General features: G+C 70.7%; 12 protein-coding genes. 5 read left to right on the forward strand and 7 right to left on the reverse strand.

Annotated elements, in window-relative coordinates; translation table 11 throughout:
- Nucleotides 1-63: 63 nt before the first annotated feature.
- From LWF15_RS37405 to LWF15_RS09170, 3 genes are all read left to right on the forward strand, one after another.
- Nucleotides 64-999 carry an RICIN domain-containing protein gene (locus LWF15_RS37405; RefSeq protein WP_232809988.1) on the forward strand — a complete coding sequence of 312 codons (936 nt, stop codon included), beginning with the start codon at nt 64-66 and terminating at the stop codon, nt 997-999.
- Between the two features lie 168 nt (nt 1,000-1,167).
- On the forward strand, nt 1,168-1,893 hold the full coding sequence (locus tag LWF15_RS09165) for a calcium-binding protein (RefSeq protein WP_232809989.1): 726 nt from the start codon (nt 1,168-1,170) through the stop codon (nt 1,891-1,893).
- Between the two features lie 99 nt (nt 1,894-1,992).
- Nucleotides 1,993-3,165 (forward strand): D-alanyl-D-alanine carboxypeptidase family protein, encoded by a 1,173-nt coding sequence (locus tag LWF15_RS09170; RefSeq protein WP_232809990.1) that lies wholly within the window; start codon nt 1,993-1,995, stop codon nt 3,163-3,165.
- Nucleotides 3,166-3,538: 373 nt separating this feature from the next.
- On the opposite strand, the gene LWF15_RS09175 is transcribed toward LWF15_RS09170, so the two are convergent.
- On the reverse strand, nt 3,539-3,934 hold the full coding sequence (locus LWF15_RS09175; protein WP_232809991.1) for a helix-turn-helix domain-containing protein: 396 nt from the start codon (nt 3,932-3,934) through the stop codon (nt 3,539-3,541).
- 1,076 nt (nt 3,935-5,010) lie between these two features.
- Here LWF15_RS09175 and LWF15_RS37410 point away from each other — a divergent pair.
- The gene (locus tag LWF15_RS37410) at nt 5,011-6,480 is read left to right on the forward strand and encodes a glycoside hydrolase family 26 protein (RefSeq protein ID WP_232809992.1); all 1,470 of its coding nucleotides are present in this window, start codon (nt 5,011-5,013) and stop codon (nt 6,478-6,480) included.
- A gap of 67 nt (nt 6,481-6,547) precedes the next feature.
- Here the strand turns inward: LWF15_RS37410 and LWF15_RS09185 are convergent, their stop codons facing one another.
- Nucleotides 6,548-7,246 carry a helix-turn-helix transcriptional regulator gene (locus LWF15_RS09185; RefSeq protein WP_232809993.1) on the reverse strand — a complete coding sequence of 233 codons (699 nt, stop codon included), beginning with the start codon at nt 7,244-7,246 and terminating at the stop codon, nt 6,548-6,550.
- Between the two features lie 156 nt (nt 7,247-7,402).
- Between LWF15_RS09185 and LWF15_RS09190 the strand changes: the two genes are divergently transcribed.
- Entirely contained in the window at nt 7,403-7,612 is a 210-nt protein-coding gene (locus LWF15_RS09190; protein ID WP_232809994.1) for a hypothetical protein, read from the forward strand.
- 41 nt (nt 7,613-7,653) lie between these two features.
- Here LWF15_RS09190 and LWF15_RS09195 read toward each other — a convergent pair whose 3' ends face one another.
- The 5 genes from LWF15_RS09195 to LWF15_RS09215 all read right to left on the reverse strand — a co-directional run bounded on the left by LWF15_RS09195 (nt 7,654) and on the right by LWF15_RS09215 (nt 15,731).
- A complete protein-coding gene (locus tag LWF15_RS09195; protein WP_232809995.1) occupies nt 7,654-12,426 on the reverse strand; it encodes an FtsK/SpoIIIE domain-containing protein in 4,773 nt (1,590 codons plus the stop codon).
- An 83-nt stretch (nt 12,427-12,509) separates the two neighbouring features.
- Nucleotides 12,510-13,820: a hypothetical protein gene (locus LWF15_RS09200; RefSeq protein WP_232809996.1), complete on the reverse strand. Its 1,311-nt coding sequence runs from the start codon at nt 13,818-13,820 to the stop codon at nt 12,510-12,512.
- 37 nt (nt 13,821-13,857) lie between these two features.
- Nucleotides 13,858-14,169, reverse strand: coding sequence for a hypothetical protein (locus tag LWF15_RS09205; RefSeq protein ID WP_232809997.1), 312 nt, complete (start codon nt 14,167-14,169; stop codon nt 13,858-13,860).
- A 47-nt stretch (nt 14,170-14,216) separates the two neighbouring features.
- The gene (locus LWF15_RS09210; RefSeq protein ID WP_352396624.1) at nt 14,217-14,516 is read right to left on the reverse strand and encodes a hypothetical protein; all 300 of its coding nucleotides are present in this window, start codon (nt 14,514-14,516) and stop codon (nt 14,217-14,219) included.
- A gap of 90 nt (nt 14,517-14,606) precedes the next feature.
- Nucleotides 14,607-15,731 carry a hypothetical protein gene (locus LWF15_RS09215; RefSeq protein ID WP_232809999.1) on the reverse strand — a complete coding sequence of 375 codons (1,125 nt, stop codon included), beginning with the start codon at nt 15,729-15,731 and terminating at the stop codon, nt 14,607-14,609.
- Between the last annotated feature and the right edge of the window lie 13 nt (nt 15,732-15,744).

The raw sequence follows: 15,744 nt of genomic DNA on the forward strand, positions 1-15,744 counted from the left end.
AGTGGGCCTGACCCTGCTCCCGGCCGTTTCCCTGACACCGCTTCTAGTGCAAAGGTGGGCATCGTGGAGACCCGCGAACTGAGTTCCGAACAGCACACGGAGAGTGAGCTCGATCTGGGTGAGTCCGCCTCCCCCGGGCGAGAATCCACCTCGGCGCAACCGCGTCTGCCGTTCGGTCTGTCGGTCCGCGGACTCCAGGGCACCGCGGCGGTTCTCGGGTTCGTCACCATCGTCTCGGCGGCTGTGATCGGGGGCGCCCTCGCAGTCGACAGCGTGGCCCGTTTCGACGGCGACCGCCCTGACGGCAGCGCCCTGCTGGAAGACGGCAACCTGACCGCGGTTCCGCCCGTGCCGACCGAGGACGACAAGTCCACCAAGGACTCCGACCCCAAGCCTCGTAAGAGCGAGAACGCGGGCAAGAGCTCGCCGGACGCCTCGGGGAACGGAAAGAACAGCGGTAACGGTTCGGGCAGCGGCTCGGGCACCGGCGGCAAGCAGGTCGACCAGGTGAAGTCGGAGGAGAAGGCCGCCCCGAAGACGCCCAAGGCCGCGCCGCTGGCCCCGATGGGCATCCTCCACAACCTGGTCACCGGTCAGTGCGCCGACCTGCCCGACTCCGACGTGCCCGCCGTGGGCACCGTGGTCAACCAGTACAACTGCATCCCGGGAGCCACCGACAACCAGGACTTCGAACTGGTCGAGCAGTTCGGTGAGCTGATGATCCGCAACCTGAAGACCAACTACTGCCTCGACCTGCCCGGCACCGGCAGCGTCCCGCAGGGCTCCATGGTGGTGGTCGGCCCGTGCCAGTCCGGGCCCACCGACAACCAGATGTTCCGGGCCGAGGCCCAGGGCGCGGGCTACTACCTGAAGCACGTGAAGACCGGCCTGTGCCTGGACGTGTCGGGCGCCGACGACCAGGAACGCAACCAGCCGGGCCAGGTGCTGACCCTCTACACCTGCTCGCCGGACGACGACCACATCTGGACGATCGGCTGAGTCCAGCTGCCTTTCCGGGCAGCGGCCCACTCCTTTCGGTGGAGCGGGCCGCACCCGGTACGACCAAAGCGTGACCACCCCGACCAGCCCGGAGACGGACGCGGCGGGACAGGCCTGCCGGGCAGGCTTGTCCACGTAGCGATCACCGGTTGGAAGGAACGAATCACGATGAACAGCAAGCGAATTGCGCTCTCCTCGATGGCCGCCGCGATCGGCGTGAGCGGGCTGCTCCTGGCCTCCGTCACCTCGGCCGCCGCCGCCACCGGCCCGGTGGCCTCCGGCGCCCGCGCCGCCGCCACCTTCGAGTGCGAAGGGGTGGAGGCGACCGTGCGGGGCACCGAGGGCGACGACGAACTGGTCGGCACGGCCGGGGACGACGTGATCGTGGCGCTCGGTGGCGACGACATCATCGACGGCAAGGGCGGCGACGACCTGATCTGCGCCGGCGCGGGGCTCGACACGGTCGACGGTGGCGCCGGGGGCGACGTCATCTACGGCGAGGCCGGCTCCGACGCGCTGCTGGGGGCCGCCGGCATGGACTTCATCGACGGTGGCCGCGGTGACGACCTGATCGACACCGAGGGCGGCGACGACCTCGCCTTCGGCGGCGCCGGCGACGACAGCATTCTCGGCGGGGCCGGCGAGGACCTGCTGAGCGGTGGCCAGGGGAACGACCAGATGGCCGGCGAGGGGGGCGCGGACACGCTGATGGGCGACACGGGCCGCGACGAGATCCAGGGCGGCAAGGGGAACGACGAGATCCTCGGGGGCGCCGGCGCCGACCGGCTCTACGGCAACGCGGGCAACGACCTGATCGCCGGTGAGGGCGGCAAGGACAAGATCTTCGGTGGGGCCGGGAAGGACAAGATCTACCAGGGCAACGTCCCGGCCTGATCCTCGCGAGCGGCGGGTGTGCTGTGGTCCGGTGTGACCCGCGCACCCGCTGCCTCGTTTTGACGCTCTCTTTGTCCGTTTTCCCCTAGTCTTCGGCTCGTGAACATCCCCCGCCGCACCATCAGGAAGCGCTACGCAGCGCTGGCCGCCTTCACCACTGCCGTCCTGGCGGTGCCGGTGGTACCGGAGCTGGCCTCGGCGCAGCCCGGAGCCGGCTCGGCCACCCGGCCGCAGCTGGTCGTGGCGGCCGACCAGAAGGTGGCGGGCAGCCCGGCGATCACCTGGCCGGCTTCCGGCCGGGCCCGGATCGAGGTGGCCGGCCTGGGCACGGTCGGCGCGGTCGGCGACGGCACCGAGTCGGTGCCGATCGCCAGCATCACCAAGGTGATGACGGCGTACACGATCCTCGAGGAGCACCCGCTCCGGGCCGGGGCCAAGGGCCCGAAGATCAAGATCACCAAGGCCGACGTCAGCGCCTACACCCGGCTGAAGAAGGAAGGCGCCTCGGTGGTGAAGGTGAAGGCGGGCAACCGGCTCACCCAGCGCCAGGCGCTGCAGGGCCTGCTGATCGCCTCGGGCGGCAACCTGGCCGAGACGCTGGCCCGCTGGGACGCCGGCTCCACCGGTGCCTTCATCGACAAGATGAACCAGAACGCCCGCGAGCTGGGCCTCGACTCCACCTCCTTCGCCGATGTCACCGGGGTGAACGAGCAGTCCCGCAGCAGCGCCGAGGACCTGCTCGACCTGGCCCAGGCGGCGATGAAGATGCCCGCGTTCCGTGAGGTGGTGCGCCAGAGCGGCGCGAAGATCCCGCAGAACAAGCTGAAGTCGACCAACAAGCTGCTGGGTGCCAACGGCGTGATCGGCATCAAGACCGGCACCACCTTCGCGGCCGGCGGGTGTCTGCTGTTCGCCGCCACCGACGTGGTCGGCGGGAAGACCCGCACGATCTACGGGGTGATGCTCGGGGCCCGGGGTGACGCCTACTCGGCCAACGCGCAGAAGTTCAGCAAGAACATGGTGGTCTCGACCCGTAAGGCGCTGCGCGAGGTCACGCTGCTGAAGCCGGGCAAGGCGCTGGTGTCGGTGCAGAAGGACGACGGCCGCACCTACCGCTACGGCGTGCGCAGCGCGGTGAAGTCGCCGGGCTGGGCCGGGCTGTCGTTCCGGATCTCGCTGCCGGGCGGGCTGGCCGAGGGGCAGACCCCGAAGAAGCTCGTGGTGCACAGCGGTGGCCGCAAGATCAAGGTGGACCTGGTGCGGCTCGGCTGAGACGGTTCACGGCGGCGGCCGGGCGCGGATGTGGCGGCAGCGCACAGGGACGGTAGCTGGATCACGGATGTGGCGGCAGTGCACGGAGACGGCGGTCGGGCATTGGGGCGGCGGCAGTGCGCGGGGGATGGCTGGGGCACGGGTGCGGCGGTAGTGCACACGGACGGCGGTCGGGCATGAGGCTGCGGTAGTGCGCGGGGGACGGCTGGGGCACGGATGCGGCGGTAGTGCACAGAGCCGGCGGCCGGAGCGCGGATGTGGCGGCAGTGCACGGAGGTGGCCGCTGGGGTGTTGGGCTGGAGACGGTTGCCGGAGCGATGGGTGCGATCACGGCGGTCCGGCGGCCGGTCTCGGCTCTTGGGCGGGGGGCCGGCTATTTCGCGCAGAACGCCGTCTGGTCCGCAGCCAGGCAGGGTTCCTGCTCCTGAGCAGGCCCGTCGCCGGCGGGGGCGTCCCGAAGGATCTGCTGCAGGTCCTCCCGGGCCCGTTCGAGACGCTGGATGTTCTCGGTGAGCTCGGCGTGCAGGGCGGTCACGGCCTCGCGCGGAACCTGCTCGCACTCGCCCATCCCGGCGATCCGGCTGAGTGAGAAGCCCAGCTCGGTGAGGCGTTTGATGCGCAGGATGCGGGCCCGGTGGCCGCTGTCGTACTGCTTGTAGCCGTTGGCTCCGCGCTGCGGCTCGGGCAGCAGGCCGACCTCGTGGTAGTGCCGGACCGTCCGTAGCGTGACGCCGGTCAGTTCGGCGATCTCGCGGGTGCTCCAGGACATGATGCGGTTCTCCCCTCCGGCTCGGATGCGTACCTCCACTCTTCGGGCTGCCGGGGGCCTCGACCAGTGCGGTCACGTCACCGTTGGGGGCGTACGAATGTCATGGTGCGTTAGTGAGATCTGCCTTGTTCGACACCGCGCAGAGGCACTCTGACCTGCTGCATTACGGCGACTTATAGTGACGGTCAAATCTTCGTCAAGCGAGCGAAACCGGCCAAGTCAGCAGCTACGCTCTCTGAACGTAACCAATCGTCGTTCCGGCGTGTGCACGCGGTCGTAGCCCTCGGCCAGTCGTTCGTGCGGCCGGAGCAGAAGGCCGGTGCCCGTCCATGCCTGATCGCCCCGCGCACCCCTACGGGCTGGACCCGTACGAGGAGCCGATCGACCGCCCCGTCCCGGTCGCGGTGGCGCCCTCCGCCCCGTTGCGTTCGACGGGCTTCGCCGTCGGCCGGTCCGAACGGCGCGAGGGTTTCGTCGGCGGGGGTGTGGCGGACGCCGTGGTCAGGGGGCGTGTCAGCGCGGGTGAACGTGGCCGTGCAGATGAACGTGGTGTTGGGGCTGGACGTGGTGTCGTAGATGGCCGGACCGACGCAGGGCTGAGGCCTGGGCATGTCGTGGACGGTGGGGCCGGACGTGGCGTTGAGGATGGCCGGACCGACGCGGGGCTGAGGCCCGGGCATGTCATGGACGGCGGGGTCGCCGAGCGTCTGAGCTCGCGCTCCAGGAGGAGGGCGGGCAGCAGGGGCGCTGAGCGTCGGGGCCCTGAGCATGCGTTGGACGGCGGGGTCCCCGAGTCCCCGAGTTCCGGGAGTGTGGCGGATGGCGGGGTCGTCGAGCGTCTGGGTTCCGGGAGTGGGGCGGATGGCGGGGTCGCCGAGCGTCTGGGTTCCGGGAGTGCGTTGGACGGCGGGGTCGCCGAGCGTCTGGGTTCCGGGAGTGGGGCGGACGGCGGGATCACCGAGGTCCTGGGTTCCGGGAGTGTGCCGGGCGGCAGGGGCCCTGAGCGTCGGGGCTCCCGGAATGTGTTGGACGGCGGTGCCGCTGAGCGTCTGGGCTCTGGGAGTGCTTCGGACGACGTGATCGCCGAGAGCTTGGGCTCCGGAAGCGAGGCGGAGGGCGGGGTTTCGCGTCGATCGCGGGCCGATGCCCGCCGCGAGCAGCCGCAGCCTGGTGCTCGCCGCGCCGAGGCCCGGCCGGGAAGCCGCCGGGCGCGTCGGGAGCAGGAGAACACCGAGCGCACCGCCCGTGGCCGCCACCTGCAGCTGCCCCAGATCGCGGCCGCTGCCCTGGGCGTGCTCGCGGTGCTCGGAGGGGTGGTGGTGGCGGTGGACAAGATCCCCGGCGACGGCCAGGAGAACACTGCGGCGATGACGTCGACCACGGCGGTCAGTGAACTGCCCTCCGTGTCGATGCATGCCACCCCCTCGGCTGCGGCCTCCGCGCTGGACGCTGAGACGCAGTCCGCCCGGAACCCGACCAACCTGGGCCGGGCACCTGCGCTCGACCAGATGGTCGACAAGGAGAAGCTCGCCCGGGCCGCCCAGAAGGCCGCCGCGGCCAAGGAGGCCGAGAAGGCGGCTCAGAAGAAGGCCGCCGACAGTGCCGACAGCGCTGGCCGACCGCGCACGGTGGGGGCCGCCGGAGCGGTGAAGGTCGGTGTGTTCCGCGGCACCTCGGCCGCCGAGGTGCAGAAGTTCGGCGAGTGGCTGGGCCGCGACGTCGACTACGCGATGGACTTCTCCACCCGCACCAGCTGGGACGAGATCGCCAACCCGCACTACATGCTCGAGGCCTGGAAGGGCTCGGGCTACCGGATGGTCTACGCCACCGCCATGCTGCCCACCCAGGACATGTCGGCCACCATGGCGGCCGGGGCCCGGGGCGAGTACGACGAGCACTTCCGCACGCTGGCCCAGAACCTGGTGGCAGCCGGTCAGGGCGACTCGATCATCCGGCTGGGCTGGGAGTTCAACCTCAGCGCCTCACGCTGGCACCCGGACACGAAGGAGAACTTCATCGGGTACTGGCGGCACATCGTCGACGCGATGCGCTCGGTCCCGGGCACCGAGAACCTCCAGTTCGACTGGAACCCGAACATCGGCGGGGAGACCTACGACTCGCGTCTTTACTACCCCGGCAACAAGTACGTCGACTACGTCGGCGTCGACATCTACGACATCTCCTGGGCCCCCGGCGCCTACCCGTTCCCGGCCGACTGCGACGAGGCCTGCAAGCTGCAGCGCCGCAAGGCCGCCTGGAACGACAAGCTGAACGGCACCTTCGGGCTCAAGACCTGGGCCGACTTCGCCCGGTCGAAGGGCAAGCCGATCACCCTGCCGGAATGGGGTCTGTGGGAACGGCCGGACGGCCACGGCGGCGGCGACAACCCTTACTACATCGAGCAGATGTACAAGTTCATCAACGACCCGGACAACAATGTGGCCTACCAGGCGTACTTCGAGTACGACGTGGGCGACAACGGCAACCATGCGCTGTCCACGCACGCCGCCTCGGGCAACACGTTCAAGGAGCTGCTGGGGAAGTAGCCCGGCCGGCACCGCTCAGAAGAAAACCCCCGGTCGAATGACCAGGGGTTTTCTTCTGACCACGTTGTCAGATGATGCCCGAACGCATCGCGTAGGCCACCGCATGGGACCGATTACGCAGGTTCAGCCGGGTCATCATGGTGTAGAGGATGTTCTTCACCGTGCGCTCGGAATACTTCATCCGCTCGGCGATCTCGGCGGTGTCGAGACCGTCGGCGAGCAGCCGCAGCACGTCGACCTCGCGGGTCTCCAGACCCGAGGCGGTGAGCCCACGCGGGGCGAGCACGTTCTGCTGCAGGTGCGCCACCTCGCGCAGCAACTGGCCCTGGACCCGGGGCGGGAGTTGGCTGTCGCCCTCGGCCACCGTGCGGATCAGGTCGTTGAAGTGGTCGGGAGTGATCTGCGCCCGGGACATCGCGCCGGCCACCCCGATCTCCGCCGCCGCCAGCCAGTCGCCGTCATCGATGTCATCGAGGATGAGCACGAACGGCGGCTTGCAGACCTCACGCAGCACCCGCAGCCGGTGCAGCAGCCGCCCGCTCAGCCGGGGGGCCACGGCGACCACCACGTCGGCCTGGGGGAGCTGGGCCGTGGGCAGCAGCTGGATGCCCTGGCCGGGGCCGACCAGGCCGGCCACGCCGGCCCGGCTGAACACGTCGGCCGCCTCGACGGCGATCCCGATCCTTCTCGGGTACCGCTCGCTCACCACGGCCGGCCGGTTGGTTCCGGGCCAGGTGCGGGGGCTGGTCTGCGGGCCAACGCTCATGCTCGAACCATCGCTTCCACGTGTCACGGGTCCTGTTGTGCCGCTCGGCCGGGCTGCTTCCGGCCGGTACCGGCCGAGAGGATCGGGAGAACCAGCGTTTCCGCCAGACGCATTTCCGCTGGTTCTGAACCTCCTGGCGTCCGGATTGAACGACGGGTGTCTATCTATACCGCGATTTTGGCCCTTAAGGACATGATCGGAACCTTAAGCCAACGTCAGATCCCGTTCTCTGATAAAGAAACTGCTGATCAGCGCGCCGAGAACTTTTTCCGCCCGCCGACCGATACAGAGCCGGATGCTGCTGACCGTGAAAGACCCGCGACAGTGCGCAAAACAATTCAGGCCCGCCCCGGAGGGCGGACCTGAAATCGATCAGTTGCCGAGCGTGACCGGAACTTTCGCCAGGCTCATTTCAGTGTGGTGTGCGGAATGGCGATGATCTGCGCCTTTCCCTGTCCCGCCCCCAGGGTGGTGTAGCCGCGGCCCGGCCGCACCGGCACCCGCATCTGGCTGTGCGTGAGCCGGATCCCCAGCAGGTCACCCTCCAGACTGGTCTGCGGGGCCAGCAGCACGCCCTGGCGACTGCGCTTGGCCTCGCCCAGCCAGCCTCCGGCCGGACCGGTGAGCACCTCGCCGGACCCGGCGAAGGCGATGCCCAGCCCGCGGTCCCGGCCGACCGAGGCGACCTCACGCAGTACCGGGTCGAGCGGATGGCCCGGGCCGAGCAGGTCGACGTCGTCGATCAGCAGCACGGTCTGGCTGCCGCCGGGCCCGCCCGGGGCGACCAGGGCCCGCAGTTCCTCGACGTTCGGGCGCAGCCCGGACAGGAGGTGGACCGACTGGTGGTTGGCCAGCCGCCGCAACGGCGACTCCCGGGGCGTGATCACGATCAGCTTGGTGCCGGTCGCCAGCAGCGAGATGCCCAGGGTGGCCAGCACATTGCTACGGCCCGAGCCGGACGGCCCCCCGACCAGGAAGGCGTGCGCCCGCCCGCTGAAGTCGACGGTCAGCGGAGTCGGGTCGCCGCCGCCGACCCCCAGCAGAGCGTGCAGCGGCTGGCGCTCGGCCTGCGGCCAGCGGCCGAACAGGTCCGAGAACGCGGCCTGGGACGGCAGAGCGGCCACCGGACGTGGACGCCGAGAGTCGGCCAGGTGCTGGTCGCGTTGCGCGGCGTCCAGGCCGATCGCCCGCAGGGCCAGCGCCTGTCCCTGGCCGGAGGGATCGGCGGCGAGCAACGCCACCTGCACCTCGACCTGGTCCTGGGTGCGCCAGGCCCGGCCGGGCGGGATCACGGTGGGCAGCCGGTTGGCCGGCACCCCGATGATGCCCAGGTCGCTGCGGTCGGTCATCCGCAGCATCAGCTTGTTGTCGCTGAGCGAGGCCACCCGGCCGGCGCTGAGGGCCCGCTCGGAGGTCATGATCGCGTGGATCCCGGCCCCGGCGCCCTCGCGCAGGATCTCCTGCAGCACCGCGTACAGCGCACCGCCGTCGAACTCGGACAGCATCGTGGCAAGGGCGTCCCAGCCGTCGACGAACAGGAAGATGTGGGCCGGGGCGGCCTGAGACGCCTCGCGTCCCAGCTTGACCCGCAGCTCGGGCAGGTCGGCCACGGTGTGCTGGGCCAGGAGCTGGTGCCGGCGCTCCAGTTCGCCCGCCAGCCAGGTGATCAGCCGGGTCAGGCGCTCGGTGTCGGCACGCGGGACCACCCCGCCGCAGTGCGGCAGGTCGGTGAGAACACTCAGCGCGCTGCCGGCCGCATCGATGGCGTACATGTGGACGTCGGCGCTGGAGTTGGAACGCGCCAGGCTGCCGGCGAGGGTGCGCAGCACCTGCGAGCGCCCGGCCCGGGGTGCTCCGATCACGAACAGGTGCCCCTCGGTACTGGGGTCGAAGGCCAGCGTCTGCTGCCTCTGGTGGGCCGGCAGGTCGGCCTGGGCGAACGAGGCGATGGTGAGCCCGTCCCGGGTGAAGACCGGTACCCCCTGCTCCCGGTTGAGCCGGTCCAGGTCGTCGAGCAGCCGCAGAGGCGGCAGGGCGGGCAGCCACGGACTCGGCTGCACCGGCACCTCGGCCTGGCGGGCGGCCTCCTGGATGGCCTCGACCAGAGCGTCCAGGTCGGTGCGCTCGGCCTCGTCGCCGGGCAGGGAGAGGTCGGCCGCCGGGTCGTCGTGGCGGTCGGCCAGCTGCACCGGGCGGCCGAGCCGGCCCCAGGTGAGCCGCTCGGCCTGCGGCGGCGGCAGGACCTTGTCGGCCGCGGCCGACTCGTCCTCCTCGCCGGCGATCGGGGAACCGACGTAGGCGGTCTGGAACGGCATGGTCGAGCGGTGCCCCAGCCGGGCCAGCGCCCGGCCCGGGGTCCGGGCCGAGATGTGCGCGGCGTCGTGGGTGTCGATCACGTCCTGGCTCTCGCCGATGTCGGTGACCCGCAGGGCGATCCGCAGGTTGGTGTTGGCCTTGATGTCGGAGGTGACCACCCCGGCCGGGCGCTGGGTGGCCAGGATCAGGTGGATGCCCAGCGACCGGCCGCGCTGCGCGATGCTGACCAGACCGGGCACGAACGAGGGGGTCTCGCGGGCCATCGTGGCGAACTCGTCGATCACCAGCAGGAGCCGCGGCATCGGGGCCATCCGGGGACTACGCGCCCGCAGCGCCCGGTACTCCAGCAGGTCCTTCACCCCGGCGTCGGCCAGCATCTGCTCGCGCCGGCGCAGTTCGGCGGCCAGCGACTCCAGCGCCCGCAGGGCCAGCGCCTCGTCCAGGTCGGTGACCATGCCCAGGGTGTGCGGCAGGTTCACACAGGCGTGGAAGGCGCTGCCGCCCTTGTAGTCGACCAGCACGAAGACCAGCTCGTCGGGCCGGTTCACGGCGGCCAGCGAGGCCACCATCGACTGCAGCAGCTCCGACTTGCCCGAGCCGGTGGTGCCCGCGATCAGCCCGTGCGGTCCGTCCCGCACCAGGTCGAAGGCCACCGTGCCGTCGAACCCCTTGCCCAGCGGGAAGGTGGTGGAGGCCGGGCGGCGGGCCCACAGCCCGGCGATCAGGTCGGCCGTGGGCGGCTCGGCCCGCAGCAGTTCGAGCAGGTTCACCTGCTGCGGCAGGCCGGCGATCTCGTCCGGGGTCACGTCGCGCAGGCTGGACAGCGAGCGGGCCACGTCCTCGCACCACTGCGGGCTGACGTCGTCGGGCCGGATGCCGGTGACGTTGGGCAGGTCGCGCTGGCGCAGGGTGAGCCCGTCGTGGTCGGCACGGACCACGGCGGTGCACTCCTCGGGCAGCAGCCGTTCCAGGGCGTCCACGCCGATCGTGAAGACCCGCACGGCCGGGCCCTGCACCAGGATGTTCATCACCCCCGGCACGTCCCGCAGCCAGCGCGCGCCGTCCATCACGACCAGCACGTCCGGCTCGGCGAACAGCACCGTGCCCAGCTGCGAGCCCCGGGCCTCGAGCCGGGCCTTGATCAGCTGGTTCAGCTCACCCACCCGGTGCGCGATGGTCTCCGGGTCGTTCCCGACGGTGACCAGCGGGCCACCGCTGCCGGCCGCGAACGGGCGGGCCTGCGGCAGCCAGCGCGCCCAGTTCCAGCGCTCGACCGGCTGACCGGCCGGGCCGCCCATGCCGGTTGGCGCCAGCAACAGGTACAGCCGCAGGTCGCGCGGGCTGTGCAGGGTGGCCGCCTGAGCCACCATCCAGCGCACGATCGATCCGGTGTCCTGCGGTTCCCCGGCCACCCCGACCACGCCGCGCTCGATCAGCGAGACGCCGACCGGGGCGTCCGGAACCGTCCAGCGGTAGCGCCGGTTCGGTTCCTCCCGGGCCGGGTCGTCGAGTTCCATCAGCGACGGCTGGTCGACCGTGCCCAGCCGCATCACCAGGAAGTCCGGGTCGGTGCGGCGGCGCTCCCAGAGCCGGCTGCTCGGGCCGTTGGCGATCAGCCCGACCAGGGCCGGGTCGGGCGAGGCGGCGCAGCGGGCCAGGCGTTCCTCGTTGATGCTGGCGAAGACCTGTTTCTCGGCCTGCATCCGGCGCCGGCGGTACTCGGCACTGTCCTCCCGGTACTGCCGGGCCCCGCTGCGCCGGTCGGCCACCCAGTTGCCCAGCAGCATCAGCGGGGTCATCAGGGTGATCAGCAGGAAGAAGTACGACTTGAAGAAGAAGACGAAGGCCAGGCCCATCACCATCGGCATGAGCATCATCAGCAGCGGGATGCGGCGCCGCTGCGGTGGTCTCGGCGGCGTCGGCATCTTCACCGGGGGCTGCATGAGCGGCGGGACCAGGCGCGGCGGGCGGTTGAAGTCGCGGCCGATCCGGTCCTCGGCGGGGGCCAGGGCGGCGTCCGGGTCGAAGCGGCGGGCCAGGCGCAGCAGGGTGTCGCCGATCGCCAGGTCCATCCCGACCGGCCAGCGGCGGGCGCCCTGGTGTCCTTCCATCAGCGCCGCGTACTCGATCGCGGCGTCCTCCAGGGCCCGGCGGTACTTCGGGTCCGGGCTGCCGACCTCCTCGCGGGGCGGTTCGGGCAGGCTGAGCCGGCCGCCGCGCACGGTGGCGGTCTCGTCGGCCAGAGTCATGCCGGTCTGGGTGAGCCGGGTCTGCCCCAGACCGGAGAGCCAGACCACGCCGTCCTGGTCGACGGTGAGTTCCGGCCCCTGCAGCGGGGTCTGGTCGCTGTCCAGGCGGATCCAGCTGCCCGGGGCGCGACCGATGTCGTAGGTGCCGAAGCCGATCGGCCAGATCCGGCCGGCGTCGGGGCCGCCGACGGCGTGGATCTCCAGCCAGTCCACCCCGGGTTCGGCCGGGCGCCAGTCCGCGTCGTCCGGCGGGGTGGGGGCGGTCAGGCCGATCCGCTGCCCGGAGACCAGGCCGATCTGCGCGACCGTGGCCTCCGGGTCGACCGGCCGGCCGTCCACGTAGGGCTGCCCGGCCGGGCCCGCCTCGGCGTAGCTGCTCCAGGCCTGGGCGGAGGCGCCGGTGGCGGCCGGGGCCAGGTTGTCCACCACCGCGCCGCCGGTCCCGGCCGCGGCGCCCACCAGGACGCCGATCGGGGTCTCCTTGTGCACGTCGAGGACGACGTCCCAGCTCCGCGACGCGAGCGGCGCCTCACCCGGGACCGGGGAGGCGCCGCCGGCGGCCAGCTGGTCGGGGTCGTCCTCGGCCGGGGTGGCGACGCTGATCACCAGCTGCACGGGTAGGTCCTTTCACGCCGGGCTGCCGTTGCGGGGGCAGGAACCCAGCTGTCCAGTTCGCCGGCCTCGGGGCCGGAAGTCGTTCAGGGGCGGGAAGTTCGGTCGTCTTCCTGGTCGCGGGCGCTGACCGCGCTCACACTCAGACCGCCGGTCTGGGGCGAGGCGGGTTCCGGCTCGTCCAGGTCCCACGCCGAAGGGGCTTCTGGGCGTTCCCAGCCCCCGGTGGTCTGGTACTGGGGCTCGAACTCCGGCTGGGCCGGGGAGTACGAGTACTGCGGCGTCTCCTCGTATTCCGGCTCTTCCAGGTAGGCCGGGACGACCGGAGCCGGGGCCGGGGCCGGGGGAGCAGCAGGCCGAGGTCCAGAAGGGGCCGGGGCTGCGGGCCGGGCCACCGGGCGGTCGGGAATCCCGCCGGAGGCGCGCTTCTTCAGCGCCCGGGCCACGCCGCGCTCGACCGGTGCGGAGTCGGTGAACAGCCCCAGTTCCGGTGCCACCACCCGTCCGGTCTCGTCCAGCGGCAGCTTCCAGCGGCGCCCGGCGTAGGGGCCGGCGATCATCACGCGAAGCATCGGCAGACCGGGGGCCACCGCAGTGAGCAGGTCGGCCTCGGTGTCGTTGAGCGGCCCGCAGAACAGCACGGTGAGCGGGTGCTGGTAGTTCCCGGTGCGGGCCCGGGCGTCCAGGTCACGCAGCACGGCCAGGGGCTGCGGGCCGGAGAAGCGCGGATGCAGACCGGAGGCCACGACGACGTCCGGCTCCAGGCTCCCGGCCGGGACCAGCCGGGCCGAGAGTTGGGCAGCCACCGCACAGATCAGGCTGCCGACCTGACGGTCGGGACCGGTCACCTCGATGACCCCGGGGGCGCGCAGCAGGTCGAGCAGGGTGACGGTGCCGTTCTCGGCCCCGATAACGACCGGCACGGCCGGTACGTCGTCGACCAGGTCGGCGGGGCCGGGCGTGACCGCCTGACGGTTTGCCTCCCAACGGTTCTCACGCATCCGCCAGGGTCCCTGGCCCGGTTCCACCCGGCGCAGGCCGGACAGCGCCAGGGTGAGCGTGGTGCGCGAGACCAGGGCGGCGAACGGCCGGGTGTCCGGCTCCCCGGCCAGCCGGGCGTTCGCGTCGCCGAGACCGGTCCGCAGAACGCCGCCCAGCTCGGGATCGTTGAGCTGGGCGGCGATCAGGCGCACGTTCCGGCCGAACCGGTACACCTGCACCGCCGGCCTGACCAGGTCGGCGAAGGTGGCCCGTAGATAACGGCGGATCCGCCCGAAGGTCGACTTCCAGCCCCATCGCCGGCTGTACCAGCGGGCGACGAAGAAGAGGACCACGGCGACCTCGACGAGCAGGACGACCGTGAGAACGGTCGTCCTGCTCAGGCTGATACCGCTCATGAACTAGGCATCCTGGCGTCCGTGCGGAGGTGGGGGATCAGGCGTCGGCGGACTCGGAGGGCTTGGAGTAGCCCAGGTCGAGGTCCTCGAGGTTCTTGATCGTGCTCTCGAAGCTGTCGCCGAAGTTCTTGATGTTGGCGATCGCGTCGCGCAGGTTCTTCTGGAACGTCGCGAACTCCGTGCTCATCACCGGGCTGGACTGCTTCAGCCACAGGCCGCCGTCGTTCGTCAGCAGCGCGGTGACCTTGGCGAGCAGGTCGTCGAGCTCGGTGATGATGGTGTCCTTGTTGTCGTTCATGACCTTGATGACGTTGCGCGCGGCAACCGGGTCGACGTTCACGTCGGGCATGGCGGGCTTCTCTCGCTGGTTTCGGTCAGGTCAGGGCGGGACCGCGATCAGCCGGTGGCCTTGGCCGCCTCGACGATCTGGGCGTCCATGTCGCGCAGCTGGGCCACGATGTTCTCGAACTGGTTGGCCCAGGACGGAATGCTGTTGACGGCCTGGGTCACCGAGGTGTTGAACGCCTGGTACTTCTCGTTCAGCACCGGGCTGGACTGCATCAGCCACAGACCGCCGCCGTCGGCCAGCAGGCCGTTCACCGCGTTCTGGATCAGCGTCAGCTTGGGCACCGTGTCGGTGGCCACCTGGCGCAGCTTCGTGGCCACCACCTGGACGTCTTCGTAGACGACCTTCATGTCGCTCAAGGGGCTGGTTCCTTTCGGTCGGGCCCGGCGGTCACCGGGCGCTCAGGGAGAGGGAAGGGCAGGGCCGAGAACCGCCGCGGGTCAGTCGTCCTCGTCCTCGTAGAGGCCGGGGCCCTCGGTCTGGGTCCAGTCGTCGGTGTCGGCGTTGCCCTTCCACTTGCGCACCGTGCCGTCCTCGTCGGTCATCACCTTGACGTCGTTGTCGATCTTGGCGTCGATGGCGGTGCCGTCGGGGGTCTTGTTGTTGGTGACCTCGACCTTGGTCTCCTTGCCGTCCTCGACACTGACCGCGGTGTACCCGGTGTCGTTGCCCTGGGCGTCGCGGGTCGGGGTGGTCGTGGTCGTCGACGTGCTGTCGTTGTCGTCGTCGTCCGGGTCGTCGAACTTGTTGTCGCTGACGAACGAGGTGATCTGACCGTCGGAGTCGTAGGTGTACTTGGTCTCGATCGTCTCGGTGGAGCCGTCCCCGTGCTTCAGCGTGGTGCTGGTCGAGCTGGGCCGCTCGCTGTCGCCCTCGTACTTGTAGGTGGTCGTGGTCTCGTAGGCCAGACCCTCCTGCGAGGTGTTCTTCGAGGTCTGCGAGGTGAGCCGGCCGGACTCGTCGTACTGGCTGTCGGTCTTGGCCGGATTGCCGTCGAAGACCGGGGCCGAGACGTTCTTGTTGTCCTTGTGCTGCTCGTTGTAGATCGACTGGGCGTCGGTGTGGGTGGGCCGGGCGCCCGGGTCCTCGGGGATCGTGCCCCAGGGGATCAGCGGGACGGCCTCGCCCTGCACCTTGTTGCCGTGCTCGTCCCACAGCGGTGAGGGGGTGAACTTCAGGTCCTTGGTGGCCTGGTAGCGGTCCCACTCGTCCTTCTTGCCCTGCCACTGGGCCAGGATCAGGCTGGCCAGCGAACTGCTCGACTTGGTGGCGAAGTCGCTGTCCATGTCGAAGAACTTGGTGGCCACGCCGTCGAGCAGCCCGGCCAGGTCGCCGAGGCGGTCCATCGCGTCCTTGAACGGCTGTTCCCAGGCGGTGTGGAACTTGATCAGCGAGCTGGACAGCTTCTGGCTGCCGATCGCCTCGGACCGCTTGCGCACACCGCTGATGCCGGTGCTCAGGCCCGGCACCTCGTTGTCGAGGTTGTCCTTGAGCGTCCGGGCGTCGTTGGCCAGCTTGTGCAGCTGGTCGTAGTTGATCTGAAGGTCCGGCTGTCCGTCGGCCACGGCGCGGGTGCCT

The organism is Kineosporia rhizophila (assembly GCF_021277265.1).
In the GTDB taxonomy this organism is placed as follows: Bacteria; Actinomycetota; Actinomycetes; order Actinomycetales; family Kineosporiaceae; genus Kineosporia; species Kineosporia rhizophila.

What these genes read in the sequence shown, in the direction of transcription:
- LWF15_RS09165 (WP_232809989.1), top strand. Translation starts at nt 1,168, where the DNA reads ATGAACAGCAAGCGAATTGCGCTCTCCTCGATGGCCGCCGCGATCGGC.
- LWF15_RS09175 (WP_232809991.1), bottom strand. Translation starts at nt 3,934, where the DNA reads ATGTCCTGGAGCACCCGCGAGATCGCCGAACTGACCGGCGTCACGCTA.
- LWF15_RS09185 (WP_232809993.1), bottom strand. Translation starts at nt 7,246, where the DNA reads ATGAGCGTTGGCCCGCAGACCAGCCCCCGCACCTGGCCCGGAACCAAC.
- LWF15_RS09200 (WP_232809996.1), bottom strand. Translation starts at nt 13,820, where the DNA reads ATGAGCGGTATCAGCCTGAGCAGGACGACCGTTCTCACGGTCGTCCTG.
- LWF15_RS09205 (WP_232809997.1), bottom strand. Translation starts at nt 14,169, where the DNA reads ATGCCCGACGTGAACGTCGACCCGGTTGCCGCGCGCAACGTCATCAAG.
- LWF15_RS09210 (WP_352396624.1), bottom strand. Translation starts at nt 14,516, where the DNA reads ATGAAGGTCGTCTACGAAGACGTCCAGGTGGTGGCCACGAAGCTGCGC.